Origin of the sequence: Paraburkholderia diazotrophica, assembly GCF_038900755.1 — a bacterium.
Classification (GTDB): Bacteria; Pseudomonadota; Gammaproteobacteria; order Burkholderiales; family Burkholderiaceae; genus Paraburkholderia; species Paraburkholderia diazotrophica_A.
This window is the reverse complement of the sequence record NZ_JBBPEN010000002.1, coordinates 662,679-685,743: the sequence shown is the minus strand read 5'-3', so window position 1 is coordinate 685,743 and position 23,065 is coordinate 662,679. Positions and strand designations below refer to the sequence as shown.

Below are 23,065 nucleotides of genomic sequence, written 5' to 3'. Positions count from 1 at the left end.
TGAAACCTGCTGCGAGCTCACTGCCCCGCGACAGTCATCCGCTCGATCAGCACCGAGCCCGTCTGCTTGGTGCCGCGCACGATCGTATCGGCGCCGATCGCGACGATGTGCCGGAACATTTCCTGCAACGTGCTCGCGACCGTGATCTCCTCGACCGGGTACTGGATCTTGCCGTTCTCGACCCAGAAGCCCGACGCGCCGCGCGAATAGTCGCCCGTCACGTAGTTGACGCCCTGCCCCATCAGTTCCGTCAGCAGCAGACCCGTGCCGAGCTTGCGCAGCATTTCCTCGAAGTCATCCGTGTCCTGCGTGAGCGCGCTGCGCAGCGAGAGGTTGTGCGAGCCGCCCGCGTTGCCCGTCGTCGGCATGCCGAGCTTGCGCGCCGAGTACGTCGACAGGAAGTAACCTTCGACGACGCCGTCCTTCACGACGGCGCGCTGCTTCGTGCGCACGCCTTCTTCGTCGAACGGCGCGCTGCCCATCGCGCGCGGCACATGCGGGTCTTCGACGATCTGCACATGCGGCGCGAACACCGGCTTGCCGAGGCTGTCGACGAGAAACGACGTCTTGCGATACAGCGCGCCACCGCTCGTCGCCTGCACGAACGCGCCGAGCAGGCCTGCCGCGAGCGGCGCCTCGAACAGCACCGGCACCTTGCGCGTATCGAGTCCGCGCGCACCCATGCGCGCGAGCGCGCGCTCGGCGGCATAGCGGCCCACGGCTTCGGGATCGGCCAGCTCGCCTGCGCTGCGCTTCGACGTGTACCAGTCGTCGCGCTGCATGTTGCGGCCGCTGCCCGCAATCGGTGCGCACGCCACGTAATGGCGCGAGTACGGATAGCCCGAGAGAAAGCCGCGCGACGTGCCCAGCACGAACTGCGAGTGCTGCGCCGATACGCTCGCGCCTTCCGAGTTCTTGATCAGCGGGCTCGTGGCGAATGCGGCGTCTTCCGCGCGGCGCGCGAGTTCGACGGCTTCGTCCGCATCGAGATTCCAGGGGTGATACAGGTCGAGATCGCGCGGATCGGTTTCGAGCAGCTCTTCTTCGGCGAGCCCCGCGCAGTCGTCTTCCGCCGTGAAGCGCGCGATGTTGTACGCGGCCATCACCGTGTCCTTCAGCGCTTCGGGAGAAAAGTCAGATGTACTCGCGTTGCCGCGCTTGTTGCCGATGAAGACCGTCACGCCGACCATCTTGTCGCGGTTGTGCTCGATCGTCTCGACTTCGCCGCGCCGCACGGAGACGGACAGGCCGTCGCCTTCGGAGATTTCGGTTGCCGCATCGGATGCGCCGAGCGACTTTGCGTGGCGAAGAATGTCGGAGGCGATTTCCTTCAGTTCATCCTGCGTGTGCGGGAAGAAACGTTGCCGGACTTCCATGTCTGCTGCCATTGTCGTTTGCCGTCCTGAGTTGCCGTGCGGTCCGGGCCGAAGCCCGCGAGAGTTCGTCGTTGCAAGTTGCCCTGCTTCGCCGGCCTGCGCGCCGACGCATCCCGCGATCATAGCAAGCTCTACGCCGCTGCACCTGGCATTCGCAAATGCCTTGCGGCAACGCGATGCGCGGCGCGTGCGAAGCGGTTGGCGCGACGCGCGGCGGGCTTCGCGACATGCCCGGCAAGTTACAATACCGCGCATGACACGCAAAACCCGCATTCAACCGATGACACCCGCCGATGTCGACGACGACAACGGGTATGACCGTCCCAGCAAATCGCAACTGAAGCGCGAAATGCACGCGTTGCAGGCGCTGGGCGAAGAGCTCGCCGCGCTGCCAAAGGACGCGCTCAAGCGCATGCCGATGCCGGAAGCGCTCGACGAAGCGATACGCGAGGCGCGCCGCATCACCGATCACGAAGGCAAGCGCCGCCAGATGCAGTATGTCGGCAAGGTGATGCGCGGCCTGACCGACGACGAAACAGGCGCGCTGCGCGAGGCGCTCGACAAGTACAAGGGCGTCAACAAGGCCGAAACGGCGCGCCTGCACTGGATCGAGCGCACGCGCGAACAGTTGCTCGCCGACGACGCCGCATTGACGGAGTTCATCCGTGTGCATCCCGATGCCGATCCGCAGCAGGGCCGCACGCTGATCCGCAATGCGCGCAAGGAAGTGCAGCAAGGCAAGCCACCGCGCTATTTCCGCGAGCTGTTCCAGTGGATCAAGAACGCAAACGGCGCCGGCGCGGACGACGACGAAGCCGCTACCCACGAGCCGGACGACGACGATGACGATTCCCACGCGTAATCATCCCGACGAGCTGATCGTCGGCCTTGTATCGATCAGCGACCGCGCAAGCACGGGCGTCTACGAGGACAAGGGCATACCTTCGTTGCAGGAGTGGCTCGGCAGCGCGCTCACGTCGCCGTTTCGCACGGAAACGCGCCTGATCCAGGACGACGCGCCGACCATCACGAAGACGCTGATCGAACTCGTCGACGAAGCAGGCTGCGATCTCGTGCTGACGACGGGCGGCACGGGCCCCGCGCGCCGCGACGTGACGCCCGAGGCGACGCTCGCGGCCGGGACGAAAGAAATGCCGGGCTTCGGCGAGCAGATGCGGCAGATCAGCCTGAACTTCGTGCCGACGGCGATCCTGTCGCGTCAGGTGGCCGTGATCCGCGAGACGGCCGGACGCGCCGCGCTGATCATCAATCTGCCGGGGCAGCCGAAGTCGATCAGGGAAACACTGGAAGGCCTGCGTGACGAGGCAGGCAAAGTGAAGGTGCCGGGCATTTTCGCCGCCGTGCCGTATTGCATCGACCTGATCGGCGGCCCGTACATCGAGACGAACGCCGACGTCGTGACGGCTTTCCGGCCGAAGAGCGCGATACGCGCTCCACGGCAGGGCTGATTTTATTTGGCTGGCGCGTCGGCGGCCGTGCCCGCGGCCGGGATCAGGAAATGCTCGCGGTAGTAGCGCAGTTCGTCGATCGATTCGTGGATGTCGGCGAGCGCCGTATGCATCGCGCGCTTCTGGAAACCCTTGTAGATCGCCGGTTGCCAGCGGCGGCACAGTTCCTTCAGCGTGCTGACGTCGAGGTTGCGGTAGTGGAAGAACGTCTCGAGTTCGGGCATCCAGCGCGCCATGAAACGGCGGTCCTGGCAGATCGAGTTGCCGCACATCGGCGACTTGCCGGGCGGCACGCACTGGCCGAGGAACACGCGAATCTGCTCTGTCGCGTCGGCTTCCGTCACCGTCGACGCGCGCACGCGGTCGATCAGCCCCGAACGGCCGTGCGTGTTCTTGTTCCAGTCGTCCATCTTGGCGAGCGTTTCGTCGCTCTGATGGATCGCGAGCACCGGGCCTTCGACGACTTTATCGAGCGTCGAATTGGTCACGACGACAGCGATTTCGATGATGCGGTCGTTGTCGGGATCGAGCCCCGTCATTTCCATGTCGAGCCAGACGAGGTTCATGTCGCTGCGCACGAGCGGCGGCTGATCGACGGATTCGAGAATGTCAGTCATTGAAGGCAACCTTGGTTTGGAACGGCGCGAGTGGGTCAGGCGACACCCGCAATGGCCAACGATGTCGCGCTCCCGCCCGCAGACAGGAACAAACATATAATTCTCGCATAGAACCCACGGATTCCCCGGATGCCTACTCTGTACTTCACTGTTCTGTTCGTGATCGCCGTGGCGGCGATGGTCGGCATGAAGCTCTGGCTCGCGTCGCGCCAGGTCCGCTTCGTCGCGGCGCACCGTGACAGGGTGCCGCAGCAGTTCGCGGGCACGATCGCTCTCGCCGCGCATCAGCGCGCCGCCGACTACACCATCGAACGCACGCGGCTGACGATGATGGAGATCGTCGTCAGCGCGGCCGTGCTGATCCTGCTCACGCTGCTCGGCGGCGTGCAGATTCTCGATATCGCCGTCGGCGACTGGTTCGGCCAGGGCTATGTCGGGCAGATCGCACTGGTCGCAGTCGTGATCGCGATCACGAGCGCCGTCGACCTGCCGTTCGACTACTACCGCCAGTTCGTGATCGAACAGCGCTTCGGCTTCAACCGGATGACGAAGCGCATCTTCTTCGTCGACCGCATCAAGGGCGTGCTGCTCGGCGCCGCGTTCGGCCTTCCGCTGCTGTTCGTCGTGCTGTGGCTGATGAACCAGGCGGGCGCGTACTGGTGGTGGTGGGCGTGGGTCGTCTGGGTCGTGTTCCAGATGCTAGTGCTGGTCCTCTACCCGACCTTCATCGCGCCGATGTTCAACAAGTTCGAGCCGCTGAGAGATGAAGCGCTCGTTCATCGCATCGACGCGCTGATGAAGCGCTGCGGCTTCGCCGCGAAGGGCCTGTTCGTGATGGACGGCAGCCGCCGCTCCGCGCACGGCAATGCGTATTTCACCGGCTTCGGCTCGTCCAAGCGCATCGTGTTCTTCGATACGCTGCTCTCGCGCCTGTCGGGCAGCGAAATCGAAGCGGTGCTCGCGCACGAGCTCGGCCACTTCAAGCGCCGCCATGTGATCAAGCGGATGATCGTCACGTTCGCGATCAGCCTTGCGATGCTCGCGCTGCTCGGCTGGCTCGCGCAGCGCACGTGGTTCTTCGAAGGCCTCGGCGTGCAGCCGTCGATGACGGGCAGCAACGATGGGCTCGCGCTCGTGCTGTTTTTCCTCGCGGTGCCCGTGTTCCTGTTCTTCGTGACGCCGCTCGGCAGCCTCAGCTCGCGCAAGCACGAGTTCGAAGCCGACGCGTTCGCGGCAACGCAGACGGACGCGAGGGATCTCGTCAACGCGCTCGTGAAACTGTACGAGGACAACGCGTCGACGCTCACGCCCGATCCGCTCTACACGGCGTTTTACTACTCGCATCCGCCCGCCTCGCAGCGGATCGACCGGCTGCTGCGTCACGCATGAGCGGCCGCTCACCGAAAGCGCTGCGCGCGGCAGCCGCCAGCGAGCGAGCGCAGGAACGCACGCGCGGTCTCGTGATCGCCGCGCATGGCCGTCACTACATCGTCGCGCCCGAGGACGGCGGCGCGATGCTGCAATGCTTTCCACGCGGCAAGCGCAGCGAGATTGCCGTCGGCGACCAGGTGCTGTACGAGCCGACTTCCGCCGATCAGGGCGTGATCGTCGAGATCGGCGAGCGGCGCAACCTGCTCTATCGGTCGGATCAGTACAAGTCGAAGCTCTTCGCGGCGAATCTCGATCAGCTGCTGATCGTGCTCGCGACCGAGCCGCATTTCAGCGAAGACCTGCTCGGACGCGCGCTCGTCGCCGCGGAAGAGAACGAACTGAAGCCGCTGATCGTGCTGAACAAGATCGACGTCGAGGCCGCGCTGCCGCTCGCGCGCAAGCGGCTCGAACTCTATCGCGGGCTCGGCTATACCGTGCTCGAAGTGTCGATCAAGACGCAGCAGGAAGGCGCCCGCGAAACGCTCGCCGAACATCTGCACGGGCATTCGACGCTGCTGCTCGGCCAGTCGGGCATGGGCAAGTCGACGCTCGTGAATCTGCTGATTCCCGATGCCGAAGTGGCGACGCGCGAAATCTCGACGGCGCTCAACAGCGGCCGTCACACGACCACGTTCACGCGCCTCTACCCGCTTCCCGGCGGCGAAGGCGCGTTGATCGACTCGCCGGGCTTCCAGGAATTCGGCCTGCACCATCTGACGGAAGGCAAGCTCGAACGCGCGTTTCCGGAGTTCAGGCCGCTCTTGCCGAATTGCCGCTTCTACAACTGCCATCATCTGCACGAGCCGGGCTGCGCGATTCTCGAAGCGGTCGCCGATGGCCGCATCGCGAAGGAGCGGCACGCGCTCTATGCGCAGCTCGTGCACGAGGCGAGCCAGATCGTCCGCTGAGCCGATCATGATGAAGCTGATGCGCGCGCCGAATGTCGTGATCGGACAGCATTGGGTCAATCTGCTCGCCGCGGCGGGCATCGCGTGCGAATTGCACAACCGCTATCTGAGCGGCGCGATCGGCGAGATTCCAGCGGATCAGTGCGCGCCGGAACTGTGGCTCGTCGACGAACGCGACGAGATGCTGGCGAGAAAAGTGATCGACGCGGCGCGCAACGGGCCTGCCGCGAATGCGCCGGGATGGCGCTGCGCGCATTGCGGCGAATGGCTCGAAGCGCAGTTCACCGTGTGCTGGAATTGCGGAACGGCGCGCGATCCTCTGGAAGGCTGAAGGCGCGTTCAGCGTGCCCTATGCGGGTTGGCGTTTAGTTTTTCGGGTTGGCTTTTCGCGCTTGCGATCGGCGTTGGCGTTCAGGCAAGCCAGACCGCGATGGTCAGCATCAGCAGCAGGATCATCCACAGGATGACGGCCCGCCACACGAGGCCCACTGCCGACTGCAACGTGCGCGGCGTGCAGTCGTCGCCGACGGTCATCGGGCCGCCGTCGCCCGTCGCCAGCGCATCGAGGCTCGACACTTCGGCGAGCGGGCCCGCGAGGCGCGCGCCCAGTGCGCCGCTGCCGGCAGCGAGCAACACGCCGTCATTCGTATCGGGCCATTGGCGCGTATGGTTGCGCCACGCATAGATCGCGTCCTCGAAGTTGCCGACGATCGCAAAGCCCAGCGACGTCAGGCGCGCCGGAATCCAGTCGATCACGAAGAACGCGCGCTGCGCGAACGTGGAAAATGCAACGGTCCGGTCGTCGGCGGGCTGCGACCAGGCGCGCGCCAGATACTCGGCCGTGCGGTACAGCACCGCGCCCGCCGGGCCGACGGGAATCAGGAACCAGAAGAACACGCCGAACACATGGCGATGCGACGCGACCACGGCATGAATCAGCGTGTGACGCACGATCTCACTGACGGGCATGTCGACGGTATCGATCCCCGTCCATTCGTTGAGGATTTCGCGGGCGCGCGGCACGTCGTCGTTGTTCAACGACAGATGGATATCCGTGAAATAGTGGCTGAACTGGCGGAAGCCGAGCGTAAAGTACAGCACCGCGACGTTCCACAGGAACGCGAGCACGAAGTGAATCTCGTACAGCACGAAATAGATCAGGCCGACGACGAGCGTCCACGGCAGTACGACGACCAGCCACGCAAGGAAGCCATGCTTTTCCTTGCCGGCATCGAAACCGTGCGCCGTTGATTCCGCGTGATATTGAAGGAGTGCCGCAACGGGATTGTTCGGCGACAGCGCGCGCACCTGTTCGAGGATGAGGGCCAACAATACGGAGAAAAAAGTCATGCGAGGCGCCGTGCTATTCGAGTTCTTGACGAGCGATTCTGTCTTGCCGAGCTATCGGAATTGGTCATAACGATAGCACAGGGCCGGATGAGGCTGAGAGGCCGCGATTACAGACGCACTACGGTCGGCCCCGCGCGGCGCGCGCCGCTGCGCGTCAAGCGGCGAGAAAGCGATAGAAATTGCGCAACATGCCCGCCGTTGCGCCCCAGATGAAGTATTGGCTGCCCGTTCCGCCTGGCGTGCCGCGCGGATACGGCATTGCAAAAAAACGACGCTCGCCGCCTTCCCAGCGCAGTACGCGCACCTGATGATTGCTCGGCTCCATCAGAAAGCGCAGCGGCACTTCGAAGATTTCCGCGACTTCGAACGAATCGGCCTTGACCGAAAACGGCGGATGAACGAGACCGACGACAGGCGTCACGCGAAAGCCCGTGCCCGTCAGATACTCGGGCAACGCGCCGAGCACTTCGACGCGAGACGGATCGAGGCCGACTTCTTCCTGCGCTTCGCGCAGCGCCGTTGCCGTCACGGTGGCGTCGGCGGGTTCGTGACGGCCGCCGGGGAAGCTGACCTGCCCTGCATGATCGTTGAGATGATCGGCGCGCAACGTGAGCAGCACGCTCAGGCCCTCATCGCGAACGACGAGCGGCACCAGCACCGCCGCTACACGCGGATCGCCCGTTTCGCGCCAGCGCACTTCGCGCGTCTCCTGCTCCCACGGCAGGTTCTGCTCGAAGCGTGTGCGCAGGCCATCAGGCGTCAGGCGTTCGGAGACGACGGCGGGCAGATCGTCATCTGTCGCCTCGACAGGCAAAGCTTCAGGGTCAAATACGGGACGGGCGGGACGTGAGGGGGCGGTCAATGGAATTCTCGAACCAGCGCTTGTGGGACATAACGCTATTTTGACCTGGCAAAGAAAAAAGCACCCGTGAAGGGTGCTTTCTTTACAGCATTTATTGCTGAGCAGCTGCAGCGCGGTCTTTCGACACCAGCTTCTCTTTGATTCGAGCCGACTTGCCCGAACGCTCGCGCAGGTAGTACAGCTTTGCACGGCGCACATCGCCACGACGCTTGACGACGATGCTTGCCAGCAGCGGCGAATACGTCTGGAACGTACGCTCGACGCCTTCGCCCGACGAAATCTTGCGGACAATGAACGACGAGTTGAGGCCACGGTTGCGCTTCGCGATCACGACGCCTTCGTAGGCCTGAACGCGCTTGCGGTTACCTTCAACCACGTTCACGTTCACAACCACCGTATCGCCGGGAGCGAATTCGGGAATGGTCTTGCCTGCGAGCACGCGCTCGATTTCTTCCTGCTCGAGTTTTGCAATCAGATTCATCACTGACTCCTAATGCCATCTTGTCGGCGTTCGTACCTGCCTCGCGCTACGCGCGCCCGGCTACGGCCCCGATAGAGGATGGGTTCACATCTGGAACCGGCCACGCATGGACGGCTCCGCCTGGATCCCGCCTCGTCGCGCGAAAACTCAATGCTTCGCGGCTTCCTTGGCGAGATTTGCGAGCCATGCCTCATCGGCACGGCTCAACAACTTGTTCTTTCTGGCCCGCTCAATCAGATCTGGCCGTTTGACGAGCGTGTTGCGCAGCGCTTCGCGCCGCCGCCACTGCTCGATTTCCGCATGATGGCCGCCGAGCAGTACATCGGGCACGCGTACGCCGCTGTATTCCTCGGGACGCGTGTAATGCGGGCAATCCAGCAAACCATCGACAAAGCTATCCTGCACGGCCGACTGCGCATCGTTCAGCACGCCCGGCAGATGACGCACGACGGCGTCGATCAACGCCATGGCGGGAAGCTCTCCACCCGACAGCACGAAGTCGCCGAGGCTCACTTCTTCGTCGACGACACGGTCGATCAGACGCTGATCGATCGCCTCGTAGCGGCCGCACAGCACGATCAAACCGGGCTCTGTGGAAAAGCGCATCACCTTGTCGTGATTCAGCGTAGCGCCCTGCGGCGACATCATCACCACGCGCGCGCCACTGATGCCCTGCTCCGCCTGCGCCACTTTCGCGGCGTCGATCGCATCTTCGAGCGGCCTCGCCAGCATCACCATGCCTGGGCCTCCGCCGTAAGGGCGATCATCGACGGTCCGGTAGTTGTCGGTCGTGAAATCACGCGGATTCCACGTGCGCAACCCATAACGCTGCTGTTTCGCCGCGCGGCTGGTAATGCCCCAGTCGGTCAGCGCGCGAAACATCTCGGGAAAGAGCGTAACGATATCGAATTGCATCGCTCTCTCCGTGAAGCGAACGTTCTAGTAATCGGCGTCCCAGTCGACGACGATCTTCTTCGCCGCCTGATCCACCGTCTTGACATAGACGCCGACGAACGGGATCAAGCGCTCGCCGGTGACCGGCTTGCCGTCTTTGCCGGTAGCCGGATACTCGATGCGCAACACCGACTGCGCACCGTTGTCGATCAGATCTGCCACTTTGCCGAGTTCGACGCCCGCCTCGTTGACGACATCGAGGCCCAGCAGATCGACCCAGTAATACTCGTCGGCTTCGAGCGCAGGAAAGTCGCTGCGGCGCACGTAGACACGATGACCGCGTAACGCGAGCGCGACATCGCGGTCGGCCACGCCGCCCAGATGCGCAACGATGCTGTCGCCATGAATCTTCGACTGCAGACAGGGCGCCGATTTACGTTCGTGACCTTTTTCGAGCCACCAGCGTTTGGCGTTGAGCAAGGCGTCGCCGCCCTGACCGGCGTCCGCATGCGCGGCCACCTTCACCCAGCCTTTGAGACCGTATGCATCGACGATTGCGCCGACTTCGATTGCATCGTCGGGCCAACTCTCCGCCGACTCAGCGCGCATTTCCTGCGCGGCGTCGACCTTTGCGGGCCGCTCGACCGGCTTGCGGACAAATGCGCCGAATGATGCCCGCGCGGTCGGCTGGGGTTTCGCCTTCGCGCGACCTGAACTATCCGAATCACGCTCCGACATCAGCGAACCTCAAGCCTGCATACGTCAAACTCGTACACCCCAGACTCGCGCAGAACCAATGCTGCACGAGCCGACGATGCACCTTGAAACTGCATTACGCAGCCGGTTGCGCCTTTTGCGCTTCCTTCACCAGACGCTGGACGGTCGGCGACAGTTGCGCGCCAACGCCTTGCCAGTACGTCAGGCGGTCTTGAGCGATGCGCAGCGACTCACCCTTCGTAGCGACCGGGTTGTAGAAGCCAACGCGCTCGATGAAGCGGCCGTCACGACGGTTACGCGAATCGGTTGCGACGATGTTGTAGAACGGGCGCTTCTTCGAGCCGCCACGAGCCAAGCGGATGATGACCATACTAGAATCCTTGAAAACCGGGGTTCGAAACTACTGAAACACGCGATTATATCCCGAAACCGAAACCACAACAAACACTTAGCGGGATAAACCGGGCAACGGGGTCGCGCGGGACGCGCGCACCGGCTGCACGCACGAGCACGAAACAGTCCGAGCCGGCTGACTGGAGAGCCGCGAAGCCCGTTCTAGCACTGGATTCCGCACTGCTCGCAGCGCCGTCGCGTACGCGCCACGATTCCGGGCGCCGGATGCGTATTCTGATCCTTTTCGCTTCGGCGCTGTCGGTTTTTGATGATCTGCTCTGTCGTATAGCTCTCGGCCGGGACGCAAGCCGGGCATAAGCCATCGCAAGTGCCGCGCGGACAACGGGCGGCGTAGAATGCGCGTCGCGCTGTGCGTCGTATGCGCAGCCACGCCGCCCGTTACCCTGTCGATTACGTTCATGGCCACCGTCGCTACGCATCACTCGCGCTTTCGCTCGAAGACCGTCACCGCCGCGCTTGCATTTTTCTTCGGCACGCTCGGCGCGCATCGCTTCTATTTGTACGGAGCGCGCGACGCATGGGGCTGGGCTCACATCGTCGGGACGATCATCGGCATTCCTGGCTTCCTGCTGCTCGCCGCAACCGAACGCGCGTCGATCACCGGCTGGATGCTCGCCGTTCCCGGCGCCGTGTCGATACTCGCGGCATTTCTGGCTGCGATCGTCTATGGCCTGCGCCCGGATGAAAAATGGGACGCGCAGTTCAACGCGCAAACGGGACGTCGAAGCCAGTCCGGCTGGACCGTCGTCTTCATCGTGATCTTTTCGCTGCTGATCGGCGCATTCCTGCTGATGACGGGTCTCGCGCTGTCGTTCCAGACGTATTTCGAATCTCAGGTGGAAGCCGCGAAAGCGATCTCGCAGTAGTCGCTCCGTCAGAAAAGGCTTAGCTGGGACGTTTCCGGTGCGACCGGCTTGGGCGGCTCGATCCGCTTGAAATGCGACATGTCGAGAATGCCGTGGTTGCGCGCATTCAAGCCCAGACGCCGCACCGCGTTCGCAAAGCGTTGCCGGAGCAGATCGGCCCATAGTCCCTCGCCCTTCATCCGCGTCGAGAACGACGAATCGTAGTCCTTGCCGCCGCGCATATCGTGTACGCGGCTCATCACGCGGTCGGCGCGATCCGGAAAATGCGCTGCAAGCCAATCCTTGAAGAGCGGCGCGACTTCCCATGGCAGACGCAACACGATATAGCTCGCGCTCGTCGCCCCCGCTTGCGCGCACGCTTCGAGCACACGCTCCATATCCGGCTCCGTGACGAACGGAACCACGGGCGCGATGCTGACGCCAACGGGAATTCCCGCATCCGCGAGCGTTCGGATCGTTCTGAGCCGCCGCGAAGGCGTCGCGGCGCGCGGTTCGAGCGTGCGTGCGATGTCGGCATCGAGCGTCGTAATCGTGATGGCCGCCATCGTCAGCCCTTTCTCCGCCATCGGCGCGAGCAGGTCGATATCGCGCTCGATCAGCGAGTTCTTGGTGATCGCCGCGAACGGCTGGTTATGGTCACTCATCACCTGGATCACGCGCCGCGTCAGCTGCAAATCGCGTTCGGCAGGCTGCCATGCGTCCGTATTCACGCCGAGCGCGATCGGTTCCGGTACATACGACTTCTTCGCCATTTCGCGCGCGAGCAGTTCGGGCGCGTTGACCTTCGCGTAAATCCGGCTTTCGAAATCGAGGCCCGGCGACAGCCCCAGATAGCTGTGCGTGGGACGCGCAAAGCAATAGATGCAGCCGTGCTCGCAGCCGCGATACGGATTCAGCGATACGCTGAAGGGAATATCCGGCGACTGGTTATGCGTGAGGATGCTCTTCGCGCGCTCCTCGAAGATCTGCGTGCGCAGCGCGTGCCGGCCACTCTCGTCTTCTGGCGGCGCAATCCAGCCGTCGTCGACCGCCTCGCGCTGGTCCACTTCATAGCGGCCCTGCAAGTTCGTCACCGCGCCCCGCCCCTTGCGCGGAGCGGGCGGCGCGATCGGAAATTCGGGGATGTCTCGGTCGTAATCGGTCACGGCACACGTCAAAAGCAGCGCTGAATACTGTACAAATATACAGTGTTTACGGCTTTTGTCGAGCGCGACTTTTAGGGCCGATTCCGCGCGCAGCGCCTCGCCGCACCACTCATTCGCCGACGGCAATCGTCAGCGTTTCCTTGATTTCTTCCATCACGACATAGCTTTTCGACTGCACGGCGCCGGGCAGTTGCAGCAGGATGTCGCCGAGCAGCTTGCGGTAGTCGGCCATTTCGCCGATGCGCGCCTTGATCAGATAGTCGAATTCCCCGGACACCAGATGACATTCGAGCACTTCCGGGATTTTCTTCACCTCGCGCCGGAACTGGTCGAACATGTTGCCGCTCTTGTGGTCGAGCGTGATCTCGACGAATACGAGCAACGCGGCGCCCAGCTCCGCCGGATTCACGCGCGCGTGGTAGCCAGTGATGACGCCATCGCGCTCCATGCGCTTGACGCGCTCGATGCACGGCGTGACCGACAAGCCGACCTGTTCGGCGAGTTCCTTCATCGCGATCCGGCCGTCTTCCTGGAGGATTTTCAGGATCTTGTGGTCGAGCTTGTCGAGCGCGCGGACGGGTTGACGCTGTGTACGCATAGTTTTTACTGAAAATCAGAAAAATACAATAACAAAACCTACATAGACGCAAATAGTATAGCGGTTAACACTAGGCATCCGGCACATCGCCTCGTTAATCGAACAAAAGCACGAACGACGAGACCCTTCTTATACGCCGGTGAACCTTTCGACCTTTTGGGAGCAGCTATGCGTGTTGTCGTTCTGGGCAGTGGCGTCGTCGGGATCACGAGCGCCTATTATCTTGCGCGCGCGGGCCACGAAGTGACCGTCATCGATCGCGAAGCGGGCCCTGCGCTCGACACGAGCTTCGCCAACGCCGGCCAGATCTCGCCGGGCTACGCTTCGCCGTGGGCCGCACCGGGCATTCCGCTCAAGGCCGTCAAGTGGATGTTCCAGAAGCATGCGCCGCTCGCCATCCGCCTCGACGGCACGCAGTTCCAGCTGCAATGGATGTGGCAGATGCTGCAGAACTGCACGTCCGAGCGCTATGCCGTCAACAAGGGCCGCATGGTGCGCCTCGCCGAATACAGCCGCGACTGCCTGCAGGCGCTGCGCGCCGACACGGGCATCCAGTATGAAGGCCGCACGGGCGGCACGCTGCAGCTGTTCCGCACGCAACAGCAGCTCGATGGCGCCGCCAAGGACGTCGCGGTGCTGAAGGAAGCGAACGTTCCATACGAACTGCTGATGCCGGGCGACCTCGCGCGCGCCGAGCCGGCGCTCGTGGCAACCTCGCACAAGCTGACGGGCGGCCTGCGCCTGCCGGGCGACGAAACGGGTGACTGCCAGTTGTTCACGACGCGCCTCGCCGCGCTCGCCGAGCAACTGGGCGTCAAGTTCCGCTACAACACGCCGATCGACGCGCTCGCGATGGAAGGCGACCGTATCGCCGGCGTGAAGTGCGGCAGCGAAATCGTGCGCGGCGACAGCTTCGTCGTGGCGCTCGGCTCGTACTCGACGAAGTTCCTGTCGGGCCTCGTCAAGATTCCCGTGTATCCGCTCAAGGGCTACTCGATCACCGCACCGATCGTCGATGCAAAGTCGGCGCCTGTGTCGACCGTGCTCGACGAAACATACAAGATCGCGATCACGCGCTTCGACAACCGGATTCGCGTCGGCGGCATGGCGGAAATCGTCGGCTTCGACAAGAAGCTCAAGGACGCGCGCCGCGAGACGCTCGAAATGTGCGTGAACGACCTGTTCCCGGGCGGCGGCGACACGTCGAAGGCGACGTTCTGGACGGGCCTGCGCCCGATGACGCCCGACGGCACGCCGATCGTCGGCCGCACGCCCGTGTCGAATCTGTTCCTGAACACGGGACACGGCACCCTCGGCTGGACAATGTCTTGCGGGTCGGGCCAACTGCTCGCCGATCTGATTTCGGGCAAGCGTCCGGCGATCCAGTCGGGCGATCTGTCGGTGTATCGCTATCTCGGCGAAACGACGGGTCAAACGCGTCCCGCTTACGCCTGATCGATTCTCCGCTTCGATATGCAACAACGGCGCCCATGGGCGCCGTTGTTGTTTGTCAGGCATATGCCATGGTTTCCAGCCGCGCTCAGAACTGATCCTCCGACAGCGCAAGCATGCCTTCCGCGCCCTTCGCGCTGACAATCGACGCTTCCAGCGCCACCGCCTGCGGCAGCACGTGCTCGGCATAGAACTGCGCGGTAGCGATCTTCGCGCCGTAAAACGACGGGTCATCCGCGTGCTTCTGCTGCGCGACGAGCATCGCGCGCGCCATCTGCCAGCCGCCCAGCACGATGCCCGCGAGCTTCAGATACGGCACGCTGCCCGCAAACACCGCATTCGGATCGCGCTTCACGTTTGCGACGACGAAGGTCACGACCGACTGCAACGCATCATGTCCATGCGACAGATGCTTGCGCATCGACGCGAACGCCGCGCCATCGTGCTGCTTCAGCGCTTCGACAGTCTGCGCGATCTGTGCGAGCAGCGCCTTCGCGACCGCGCCGCCATCGCGCACCGTCTTGCGTCCGACCAGGTCGTTCGCCTGGATCGCCGTCGTGCCTTCGTAGATCGGCAGGATGCGCGCATCGCGGTAGTACTGCGCCGCGCCCGTCTCCTCGATGAAACCCATGCCGCCATGCACCTGCACGCCGAGGCTCGTCACGTCGATCGACAGCTCCGTGCTCCAGCCCTTCACGATCGGCACCATGTACTCGTAGATCGCCTGATGTTCAGCACGCTTCGCGTCGTCGGGATGACGGTGCGCGAAATCGCAATGCGACGCCGCGACATACGCGAGCGCGCGCGACGCTTCCGTGAGCGCACGCATCGTGGCGAGCATGCGGCGCACGTCGGCATGATGGATGATCGACACCGCCTGCTTCGCCGAGCCATCGACGGGCCGGCTCTGCACGCGCTCCTTCGCATACGCGACGGCCTTCTGGTACGCGCGATCCGACACGGCGACGCCCTGCATGCCGACAGCAAAGCGCGCCGCATTCATCATGATGAACATGTACTCGAGGCCGCGATTCTCCTCGCCGATCAGGTGGCCGATCGCGCCACCGTGATCGCCGAACTGGAGCACGGCCGTCGGGCTCGCCTTGATGCCGAGCTTGTGCTCGATCGACACGCAATGCACGTCGTTGCGCTCGCCCAGCGAGCCGTCCTCGTTGACGACGAACTTCGGCACGATGAAAAGCGAAATGCCCTTCACGCCTTCGGGCGCATCCGGCGTGCGCGCGAGCACCAGGTGGACGATGTTCCCGGCCATGTCGTGCTCGCCCCACGTGATAAAGATCTTCGTGCCGAAGAGCCTGTACGAGCCGTCGCCCTGCGGCTCGGCGCGCGTGCGCACCAGCGCGAGATCGCTGCCCGCCTGCGGCTCGGTGAGGTTCATCGTGCCCGTCCATTCGCCCGAGATCAGCTTCGGCACGTAGGTGCGCTTCTGTTCTTCGCTGCCGGCCGTGAGCAGCGCCTCGATTGCGCCGTCGGTCAGCAGCGGGCACAGCGCGAACGACAGGTTCGACGCGTTGAGCATTTCGATGCAGGCCGCCGCGATCAGCTTGGGCAGCCCCTGGCCTTCGTATTCGACGGGATGCTGCACGCCCTGCCAGCCGCCCGCAGCGAACTGGCGAAACGCATCGGCGAAACCGGGCGTGGCCGTGACGACGCCGTCCTTCCAGCTGCTCGGGTTCCGGTCGCCTTCGACGTTCAGCGGCGCCAGCACTTCGCCGCACAGCTTCGCGGATTCTTCGATTACGGCCTGGGCCGTTTCAAGGCCGGCCTCTTCGAAGCCGGGCAGTTCAGCGATGTCGTCAAGCCCCGCCAGTTCCCGAATCACGAACATCATGTCCTTGATGGGTGCCGTGTAGCTCATTTATGTCTCCTCCACGACTTCGATAAAAAAGGGGCGCCGGATTCAACATCCTCGCGCCCCTTTGTCTGGTGCCTGACTATCGTGCGCCGTCACGCGGCGCGATGTTCTATCAGCCGAGTGCGTTCACCAGTTCCGGCACGAGCGTGAACAGATCGCCGACCAGACCATAGTCCGCAACGCTGAAAATCGGCGCCTCTTCGTCCTTGTTGATCGCGACGATCACCTTCGAGTCCTTCATGCCCGCCAGGTGCTGGATCGCGCCCGAGATGCCGACCGCGATGTACAGCTGCGGCGCGACGATCTTGCCGGTTTGTCCGACCTGATAGTCGTTCGGCACGTAGCCCGCATCCACGGCTGCGCGTGAAGCGCCCATTGCAGCGCCGAGCTTGTCGGCGAGCGGTTCCAGAACCTTCGTGTAGTTCTCGCCACTGCCCAATCCACGGCCGCCCGACACGATGATGTTCGCGCTCGTCAGTTCCGGACGGTCCAGCTTCGTCACTTCGCGGCTCACGAACTGCGAGATGCCTGCATCGGCTGCGGCTTCGATCTTCTCGACAGACGCGCTGCCGCCTTCCGCCGCCACCGGGTCGAAGCCCGTTGCGCGAACCGTGATGACCTTGACGGCATCAGCCGATTGCACGATTGCAATCGCGTTGCCCGCGTAGATCGGGCGCTCGAACGTGTCCGCGCTATCGACTGCCGTGATGTCGCTGATCTGCGCGACGTCGAGCTTCGCCGCAATGCGAGGCGCGATGTTCTTGCCGTAAGCGGTCGCGGGCGCGAGGATGTGCGAATAGTCCTTCGCGACGTTGAGCACCGTCGCCTCGACGTTTTCCGCGAGGCCCGCTTCGAGTTGCGGCGCATCGGCGAGCAGCACCTTCGCGACGCCTGCGATCTTCGCAGCCGCGTCCGCAGCCGCCTGTGCGTTGTGACCCGCGACCAGCACATGAATATCGCCACCGATCTTCCGCGCGGCGGCCACCGTGTTCAGCGTTGCAGCCTTGATCGACGCGTTGTCGTGTTCAGCAATTACCAGAATCGTCATTTCATTCGTCTCCGCGTGTCCTGAGATCAAAGCACTTTGGCTTCGGTCTTGAGCTTCTCGACCAGCGTCTTCACGTCCGGCACCTTGACGCCAGCGGAACGCTTCGGCGGCTCGCTGACCTTCAGCGTCTTCAGACGCGGCGTCACATCGACGCCCAGGTCTTCGGGCTTCACGGTTTCGAGCGGCTTCTTCTTCGCCTTCATGATGTTGGGCAGCGTCACGTAACGCGGCTCGTTGAGGCGCAGATCGGTAGTGACGACTGCGGGGAGCGTGAGAGATAGCGTTTCCGCGCCGCCATCCACTTCACGCGACACGGTCGCCTTGCCATCCGCCACGACGACCTTCGATGCAAACGTCGCCTGCGGCAGACCTGCCAGCGCCGCCAACATCTGGCCTGTCTGATTGGAATCGTCGTCGATGGCCTGCTTGCCGAGAATGATCAGCGAAGGCTGTTCCTTGTCGACCAGCGCCTTGAGCAGCTTGGCCACAGCCAGCGGCTGCAGGTCTTCATTCGATTCGATCAGGATCGCGCGATCCGCACCGATCGCCAGCGCCGTGCGCAGCGTTTCCTGGCACTGCGCGACGCCTGCCGATACCGCGATCACTTCCGTCGCGACGCCTGCTTCCTTCAGGCGCACGGCCTCTTCGACGGCGATTTCGTCGAACGGATTCATCGACATCTTCACATTGGCAATGTCGACGCCCGTGTTGTCCGACTTCACGCGGACCTTCACGTTGTAGTCAACCACTCTCTTGACTGGCACCAGGATTTTCATGCACACGCTCCAAAGTTACGAATACGTCAACCCGACGGACATTATAGCGATAGCCTCCACGGGAGCCGCCCGGGATTGCTTGATATCGAGGATATCGCTCCCCGATGGCGATGATGGCGATATCGAACGGTCGTGCTATTTTAACTCGGAAAATGTCTAAATTCCAAGTCGGGGTTCCTACCGATCTGATCGCATAGCGGGGCCAGATGCGACGCACCGCGCGGCGCCAATCACCGGGCTCCTGCACACAGTGGCGCGGCGGGCCCTCACGCCACCGCGCCACGTCACTGCGCCGAGCCAATGCATCGCGCCGCCCATCGAGACACGATCACCAGGACGCGATCACCGAGCCGCCAAACTTGCTGTCGATGAACTGCTTCACTTCCGGCGAGTGATACGCCGCGATCAGCTTCGCCACCCATGGCTTGTTGCGGTCCGACTCGCGGATCGCAATGATGTTCACGTATGGCCCCTTCGGGTCCTCGATCGCAATCGCGTCCTGCTTCGGCTTCAGACCCGCTTCCATCGCAAAGTTTGTGTTGATCGCGGCCGCGTCGACATCACCGAGCGAGCGGGGAATCTGCGCCGCGTCCAGTTCGACGATCTTCAGCTTCTTCGGGTTCTCGGCGATATCGAGCGGCGTCGCCTTCAGGCCCGCATCGGCGCGCAGCTTGATCAAGCCCTGCTTTTGCAGCAGAAGCAGCGCGCGTCCGCCGTTGGTCGGATCGTTCGGCACGGCGATCTTCGCGCCCGCCTGCAGTTCGGCAAGCGACTTCACTTTCTTCGAATAGATGCCCATCGGGAAAGTCACGGTATCGGCGATCTTGATCAGCTTGTAGCCGCGGTCCTTCACCTGCGCCTGCAGATACGGCTCGTGCTGGTAGCTGTTCGCGTCGAGATCGCCGCCGGCGAGCGCCGCGTTCGGCTGCACGTAATCGGAGAACTCGATCACCTTGATGTTCAGCCCGTTCTTCGCGGCGACGGTCTTCACGACGTCCATCAGCTGCGCGTGCGGGCCGCCCGTCACGCCGACCTTGATCGATTCGTCGGCGAACGCGAGAGACGATGCGCCGAACAGCGACGCGGCGCCCACTGCGGCCGCTAGTTTGAGAATGAAGCGACGTTGCATGACCAGGCCTTTATCTTTTGAGAGTGTTATTTGTGGCTCAAACGACGCACGAGCCAATCCCCGAACGACTGCACCAGTTGCACGAAGACGATCAGGATCACGACGACCGTCACCATCACTTCCGGCAGGAAACGCTGATACCCATAGCGGATGCCGAGGTCGCCCAGACCGCCGCCGCCGATCGCGCCCGCCATCGCCGAATAGCCGACCAGCGACACGAACGTGATCGTCAGACCCGCGACGATGCCCGGCAGCGATTCCGGCAACAGCACCTTGAACACGATCTGCGACGTCGTCGCGCCCATCGCCTGCGCCGCTTCGATCAGGCCGCGATCGACTTCGCGCAGCGCCGTCTCGACGAGACGCGCAATGAACGGCGCGGCGGCGATCGTCAGCGGCACGACGGCTGCGGCCGTGCCGATCGACGAGCCGACGACGAGGCGCGTAAAAGGAATCACGGCGACGAGAAGAATGATGAACGGCGTCGAGCGCACGGCATTGACGACCACGCCCATCACGCGATTGACGGCGAGGTTCTGCAGCACACCCTGGCGGTCGGTCAGATAGAGCAGCACGCCGAGCGGCAGACCGACGGCCGCGCCGATCAGCCCCGAGATGCCGACCATGATCAGCGTCTCCCAGAACGACTGCACGAACATATCGAACATTTCACTCAACATACGACAACTCCTCGACCACTACGCCCTGTTCGCGCAGAAACGCCAGCGCCTGCGCCACTTTCGACGGCTCGCCGCCCGCGAGCACCGCGAGCGAGCCGAACGCCTGCCCCTGAATTTCGTCGATCTGGCCGTGCAGGATGTTGAAGTCCAGCTCGTAGCGGCGAATCGTCTCGGAAAGAATCGGCTGATCGACGCCAGAACCCGTGAACGCTAGCCGCAGCAGATGGCCGCTGCCCGTCTTCAGACGCTCGGCGACGCGCGCCTTCAGCGCCGGCGGCAATTCCTGCGCGATCACGTCGCCGATCAGCGCGCGCGTGACTTCGTGATGCGGTTGCAGGAACACGTCGATGACCTTGCCTTCTTCGACCACGCGCCCGTTATCGAGCACGGCGACGCGATCGCAGACCTGCTTGATCACTTCCATCTGGTGCGTGATCAGCACGACGGTCAGCTTCAGCTCGCGGTTGATGCGCTTGAGCAGATCGAGAATCGCGCGCGTCGTTTCGGGATCGAGCGCGGATGTGGCTTCGTCGGAGAGCAGCACCTTCGGCTTGCTCGCGAGCGCGCGCGCAATGCCGACGCGCTGCTTCTGCCCGCCGCTGATCTGCGACGGATAGCGGTCCTTCTGCGCCGACAGCCCGACGAGTTCGAGCAGCGGCAGCACGTGCGCCTCGATTTCAGCGCGCTTCATCCCCGCCAGTTCGAGCGGCAGCGCGACGTTGCCGAACACCGTGCGCGACGACAGGAGATTGAAGTGCTGGAAGATCATGCCGATGTCGCGGCGCGCCTCGCGCAACTGCGCAGCGGGCATCGTCGTGAGGTCGCGGCCATCGACGACGACATTGCCTTCCGTCGGGCGCGTCAGCAGATTGATCGTGCGGACCAGCGTGCTCTTGCCCGCGCCGCTGCGTCCGATGATGCCGAACACCTCGCCTTGGGGAATCGACAGATTGACGTTGTGCAGCGCTTCGACCCAGCCCCGTGGCCCCGGAAAACGCTGCGAAAGATTGCGTAGTTCGATCATGAAAAACGAAACGGCGGACTTTGCCAGCAAGCGTCGCACGCTCCAGGCACCGGCCGCCGTGACTTTTATTGGGATTTGAGCCGCCGATTTTACCGCAGACGCGTCATATCCTTTAATAATCAGTTCGGAGACTTTCATAACCGGTCGGAATTAGAGGGCTGCCCGGTTCGATTGGCCGCAATGGGCGCGATGCGCGCCGCTATGATCGGACGCACCACGACAACAATCGGCAGATGCCCATGGAGACGACCCTTGCCGCGGCGCCCCCCGCGATGTCCGATCCCGAGCGGTCTTGCATCGTCACGGCCGACGGCATCGAGTTGCCCGTTTACCGATGGCGCGCGGCGGGGATACGGCGCGCGACGGTCGCTCTCCTGCACGGCCTCGCGGAGCACGCCGCACGTTACGCGGCGCTTGCGCAAGCGCTCAACGCGAACGGCATCGAGCTGATCGCAGTCGATCTGCGCGGGCATGGCCATGCGCCCGGACCGCGTGCCTGGATCGAGCGCTTCGACCAATATCTGCTGGATGCCGACGCGCTCGTCACGGTGGCCGCGCACAACGACGGGCCGCTGTTCCTGATGGGCCACAGCATGGGCGGCGCGATCGCCGCCTTGCACGCGATCGAAAAACACGCCCGACACGCACGGCCGTTGAGTGGTCTGATCCTGTCGAGCCCCGCGCTCGCTCCTGGCCGCGACGTGCCGCGCTGCATGCTCGCGTTGAGCCAGAAGATCAGCCGCGTATGGCCACGCTTTCCGGCGATGAAGATCGACGCCGCGCTGCTATCGCGCGATCGCGCTGTCGTCGAGGCGAACCGGGGCGATCCGCTCGTGCATCACGGTCCGATCCCCGCGCGCACGGGCGCCGAACTGTTGCTAGCGATGCAGCGCATCGAGCGAGGCCGCGCGGGCCTGCGCATGCCGCTGCTGATCTGGCACGGCACAGCCGACAAGCTCACCGAGCCCGACGGCAGCCGCGACTTCGGCGCGCACGCGGGCTCGCCAGACAAGACGCTGACGCTTTACGAGGGCAGCTATCACGAGACGATGAACGACCTCGATCGCGAGCGCGTGATCGGCGCGCTCGTCGACTGGATATCGAAGCGTTCGCAATAAGGCGGACAGAGGGGGCGCGCGGTTAGCGGCCGGACGTGCGCTTCCAGTCGGGCGGCCGCTTGTCGATGAACGCCTGCACGCCTTCGAGCGCGGAGTCATCCATCATGTTGCAGGCCATCGTCTGCCCGGCCAGCTGATACGCCGCCTCGATGCCCATTTCGAGCTGCCGGTAGAACAGGGCCTTGCCTGCCGCGACGGCCTCGCGCGGTTTCGCGCAAATGCTCTTCGCGAGCGCGGCCACTTCGATATCGAGGATGTCGAGCGGCACCACGCGATTCACGAGGCCTTGCTGCTTCGCCGCCATTGCGTCGATGAATTCGCCCGTCAGCAGCATTTCGAGCGCAGCCTTGCGCGATACGTTGCGCGACAGCGGCACCGACGGCGTCGCGCAGAAGAGCCCGAGATTGACGCCCGACACGGCGAAGCGCGCGATATCGGCGGCCACGGCGAGATCGCACATCGCCACCAGCTGACAGCCCGCCGCCGTCGCGATGCCGTGCACGCGCGCGATCACCGGCTGCGGCATGCGCTGGATCGCGAGCATCACTTTCGAGCAGCGCGCGAAAAGCGCCTGGTAATAATCGAGCGACGGCGCAGCGCGCATTTCCTTCAGATCGTGCCCGGCGCAGAACGCGCGGCCCGCGCCCGCGATCACCACCACGCGCGCGTCGCTCTTTGCGATGTCGACGAGTTGCGTATGCAGTTCGTCGAGCAGCACCTCCGACAGCGCATTGAACGCGTCCGGCCGGTTCAGCGTGAGACGGACGACACCGCGCACGTCGTAGGCATCGCGCGTAACGTCGATCAGCGGGCCCGTTGCATCGCTATTCATGA

25 protein-coding genes are annotated in these 23,065 nt (G+C 63.7%); 8 read left to right on the top strand and 17 right to left on the bottom strand.

Features of this window, described 5'->3' with window-relative positions:
* Nucleotides 1–17: 17 nt before the first annotated feature.
* Nucleotides 18–1,388, bottom strand: coding sequence for a metalloprotease PmbA (pmbA, locus tag AABE10_RS08415; RefSeq protein WP_342932804.1), 1,371 nt, complete (start codon nucleotides 1,386–1,388; stop codon nucleotides 18–20).
* Nucleotides 1,389–1,629: 241 nt separating this feature from the next.
* Between pmbA and yjgA the strand changes: the two genes are divergently transcribed.
* Together yjgA and mog are read left to right on the top strand one after the other, a co-directional pair.
* The gene (gene yjgA / locus AABE10_RS08410; protein WP_342932803.1) at nucleotides 1,630–2,238 is read left to right on the top strand and encodes a ribosome biogenesis factor YjgA; all 609 of its coding nucleotides are present in this window, start codon (nucleotides 1,630–1,632) and stop codon (nucleotides 2,236–2,238) included.
* Nucleotides 2,219–2,845 (top strand): molybdopterin adenylyltransferase, encoded by a 627-nt coding sequence (gene mog, locus AABE10_RS08405; protein WP_342932802.1) that lies wholly within the window; start codon nucleotides 2,219–2,221, stop codon nucleotides 2,843–2,845. The genes yjgA and mog overlap by 20 nt, the downstream gene beginning before the upstream one ends.
* Before the next feature lie 2 nt (nucleotides 2,846–2,847).
* On the opposite strand, the gene orn is transcribed toward mog, so the two are convergent.
* Nucleotides 2,848–3,462, bottom strand: a complete 615-nt coding sequence (gene orn / locus AABE10_RS08400) for an oligoribonuclease (protein WP_342932801.1) — start codon at nucleotides 3,460–3,462, stop codon at nucleotides 2,848–2,850.
* Between the two features lie 129 nt (nucleotides 3,463–3,591).
* On the opposite strand from orn, the gene AABE10_RS08395 reads away from it, so the two are divergent.
* Genes AABE10_RS08395 through AABE10_RS08385 form a run of 3 tightly spaced genes read left to right on the top strand, consistent with a single transcriptional unit; the run spans nucleotide 3,592 to nucleotide 6,132 of the window.
* Complete coding sequence (locus tag AABE10_RS08395; protein ID WP_342932800.1) at nucleotides 3,592–4,851, top strand: M48 family metallopeptidase; 1,260 nt, start codon at nucleotides 3,592–3,594, stop codon at nucleotides 4,849–4,851.
* Nucleotides 4,848–5,801, top strand: a complete 954-nt coding sequence (gene rsgA, locus AABE10_RS08390; RefSeq protein ID WP_342932799.1) for a ribosome small subunit-dependent GTPase A — start codon at nucleotides 4,848–4,850, stop codon at nucleotides 5,799–5,801. Before AABE10_RS08395 ends, rsgA begins: the two co-directional genes overlap by 4 nt.
* A 10-nt stretch (nucleotides 5,802–5,811) precedes the next feature.
* Nucleotides 5,812–6,132 (top strand): putative signal transducing protein, encoded by a 321-nt coding sequence (locus AABE10_RS08385; RefSeq protein WP_342933089.1) that lies wholly within the window; start codon nucleotides 5,812–5,814, stop codon nucleotides 6,130–6,132.
* Nucleotides 6,133–6,212: 80 nt separating this feature from the next.
* On the opposite strand, the gene AABE10_RS08380 is transcribed toward AABE10_RS08385, so the two are convergent.
* The 6 genes from AABE10_RS08380 to rpsP form a co-directional block, all read right to left on the bottom strand.
* Nucleotides 6,213–7,151 (bottom strand): CobD/CbiB family protein, encoded by a 939-nt coding sequence (locus tag AABE10_RS08380; protein WP_342932798.1) that lies wholly within the window; start codon nucleotides 7,149–7,151, stop codon nucleotides 6,213–6,215.
* A 154-nt stretch (nucleotides 7,152–7,305) separates the two neighbouring features.
* Nucleotides 7,306–8,013 (bottom strand): CoA pyrophosphatase, encoded by a 708-nt coding sequence (locus AABE10_RS08375; protein WP_342932797.1) that lies wholly within the window; start codon nucleotides 8,011–8,013, stop codon nucleotides 7,306–7,308.
* A gap of 91 nt (nucleotides 8,014–8,104) precedes the next feature.
* Nucleotides 8,105–8,494 (bottom strand): 50S ribosomal protein L19, encoded by a 390-nt coding sequence (gene rplS, locus AABE10_RS08370; protein ID WP_087738977.1) that lies wholly within the window; start codon nucleotides 8,492–8,494, stop codon nucleotides 8,105–8,107.
* A gap of 147 nt (nucleotides 8,495–8,641) precedes the next feature.
* On the bottom strand, nucleotides 8,642–9,409 hold the full coding sequence (gene trmD, locus AABE10_RS08365) for a tRNA (guanosine(37)-N1)-methyltransferase TrmD (protein ID WP_342932796.1): 768 nt from the start codon (nucleotides 9,407–9,409) through the stop codon (nucleotides 8,642–8,644).
* A gap of 24 nt (nucleotides 9,410–9,433) precedes the next feature.
* Nucleotides 9,434–10,126, bottom strand: a complete 693-nt coding sequence (rimM, locus tag AABE10_RS08360) for a ribosome maturation factor RimM (RefSeq protein ID WP_342932795.1) — start codon at nucleotides 10,124–10,126, stop codon at nucleotides 9,434–9,436.
* 94 nt (nucleotides 10,127–10,220) lie between these two features.
* Complete coding sequence (rpsP, locus tag AABE10_RS08355; protein ID WP_006476550.1) at nucleotides 10,221–10,475, bottom strand: 30S ribosomal protein S16; 255 nt, start codon at nucleotides 10,473–10,475, stop codon at nucleotides 10,221–10,223.
* Between the two features lie 442 nt (nucleotides 10,476–10,917).
* Here rpsP and AABE10_RS08350 point away from each other — a divergent pair, with 442 nt between their 5' ends.
* Nucleotides 10,918–11,385 carry an NINE protein gene (locus AABE10_RS08350; RefSeq protein ID WP_342932794.1) on the top strand — a complete coding sequence of 156 codons (468 nt, stop codon included), beginning with the start codon at nucleotides 10,918–10,920 and terminating at the stop codon, nucleotides 11,383–11,385.
* Between the two features lie 8 nt (nucleotides 11,386–11,393).
* On the opposite strand, the gene AABE10_RS08345 is transcribed toward AABE10_RS08350, so the two are convergent.
* Entirely contained in the window at nucleotides 11,394–12,530 is a 1,137-nt protein-coding gene (locus AABE10_RS08345) for a PA0069 family radical SAM protein (RefSeq protein ID WP_342932793.1), read from the bottom strand.
* A 109-nt stretch (nucleotides 12,531–12,639) separates the two neighbouring features.
* Nucleotides 12,640–13,128 carry an Lrp/AsnC ligand binding domain-containing protein gene (locus tag AABE10_RS08340; protein ID WP_090866957.1) on the bottom strand — a complete coding sequence of 163 codons (489 nt, stop codon included), beginning with the start codon at nucleotides 13,126–13,128 and terminating at the stop codon, nucleotides 12,640–12,642.
* A gap of 168 nt (nucleotides 13,129–13,296) precedes the next feature.
* Between AABE10_RS08340 and AABE10_RS08335 the strand changes: the two genes are divergently transcribed.
* Nucleotides 13,297–14,583, top strand: coding sequence for a D-amino acid dehydrogenase (locus AABE10_RS08335; RefSeq protein WP_342932792.1), 1,287 nt, complete (start codon nucleotides 13,297–13,299; stop codon nucleotides 14,581–14,583).
* An 85-nt stretch (nucleotides 14,584–14,668) separates the two neighbouring features.
* Here AABE10_RS08335 and AABE10_RS08330 read toward each other — a convergent pair whose 3' ends face one another.
* The 6 genes from AABE10_RS08330 to AABE10_RS08305 form a co-directional block, all read right to left on the bottom strand.
* A complete protein-coding gene (locus tag AABE10_RS08330; protein WP_342932791.1) occupies nucleotides 14,669–16,459 on the bottom strand; it encodes an acyl-CoA dehydrogenase in 1,791 nt (596 codons plus the stop codon).
* A 109-nt stretch (nucleotides 16,460–16,568) separates the two neighbouring features.
* Nucleotides 16,569–17,504, bottom strand: a complete 936-nt coding sequence (locus tag AABE10_RS08325; protein WP_342932790.1) for an electron transfer flavoprotein subunit alpha/FixB family protein — start codon at nucleotides 17,502–17,504, stop codon at nucleotides 16,569–16,571.
* A gap of 26 nt (nucleotides 17,505–17,530) precedes the next feature.
* Nucleotides 17,531–18,280: an electron transfer flavoprotein subunit beta/FixA family protein gene (locus tag AABE10_RS08320; RefSeq protein WP_342932789.1), complete on the bottom strand. Its 750-nt coding sequence runs from the start codon at nucleotides 18,278–18,280 to the stop codon at nucleotides 17,531–17,533.
* A 328-nt stretch (nucleotides 18,281–18,608) separates the two neighbouring features.
* Nucleotides 18,609–19,409 carry a MetQ/NlpA family ABC transporter substrate-binding protein gene (locus AABE10_RS08315; RefSeq protein WP_342932788.1) on the bottom strand — a complete coding sequence of 267 codons (801 nt, stop codon included), beginning with the start codon at nucleotides 19,407–19,409 and terminating at the stop codon, nucleotides 18,609–18,611.
* A gap of 26 nt (nucleotides 19,410–19,435) precedes the next feature.
* On the bottom strand, nucleotides 19,436–20,089 hold the full coding sequence (locus tag AABE10_RS08310; protein WP_342932787.1) for a methionine ABC transporter permease: 654 nt from the start codon (nucleotides 20,087–20,089) through the stop codon (nucleotides 19,436–19,438).
* Nucleotides 20,079–21,113 carry a methionine ABC transporter ATP-binding protein gene (locus AABE10_RS08305; protein WP_342933088.1) on the bottom strand — a complete coding sequence of 345 codons (1,035 nt, stop codon included), beginning with the start codon at nucleotides 21,111–21,113 and terminating at the stop codon, nucleotides 20,079–20,081. Before AABE10_RS08305 ends, AABE10_RS08310 begins: the two co-directional genes overlap by 11 nt.
* Before the next feature lie 239 nt (nucleotides 21,114–21,352).
* Here AABE10_RS08305 and AABE10_RS08300 point away from each other — a divergent pair, with 239 nt between their 5' ends.
* Complete coding sequence (locus AABE10_RS08300) at nucleotides 21,353–22,231, top strand: lysophospholipase (RefSeq protein ID WP_342932786.1); 879 nt, start codon at nucleotides 21,353–21,355, stop codon at nucleotides 22,229–22,231.
* Between the two features lie 22 nt (nucleotides 22,232–22,253).
* Here AABE10_RS08300 and AABE10_RS08295 read toward each other — a convergent pair whose 3' ends face one another.
* Nucleotides 22,254–23,063, bottom strand: coding sequence for an enoyl-CoA hydratase (locus tag AABE10_RS08295; protein WP_342932785.1), 810 nt, complete (start codon nucleotides 23,061–23,063; stop codon nucleotides 22,254–22,256).
* Nucleotides 23,064–23,065: the final 2 nt, after the last annotated feature.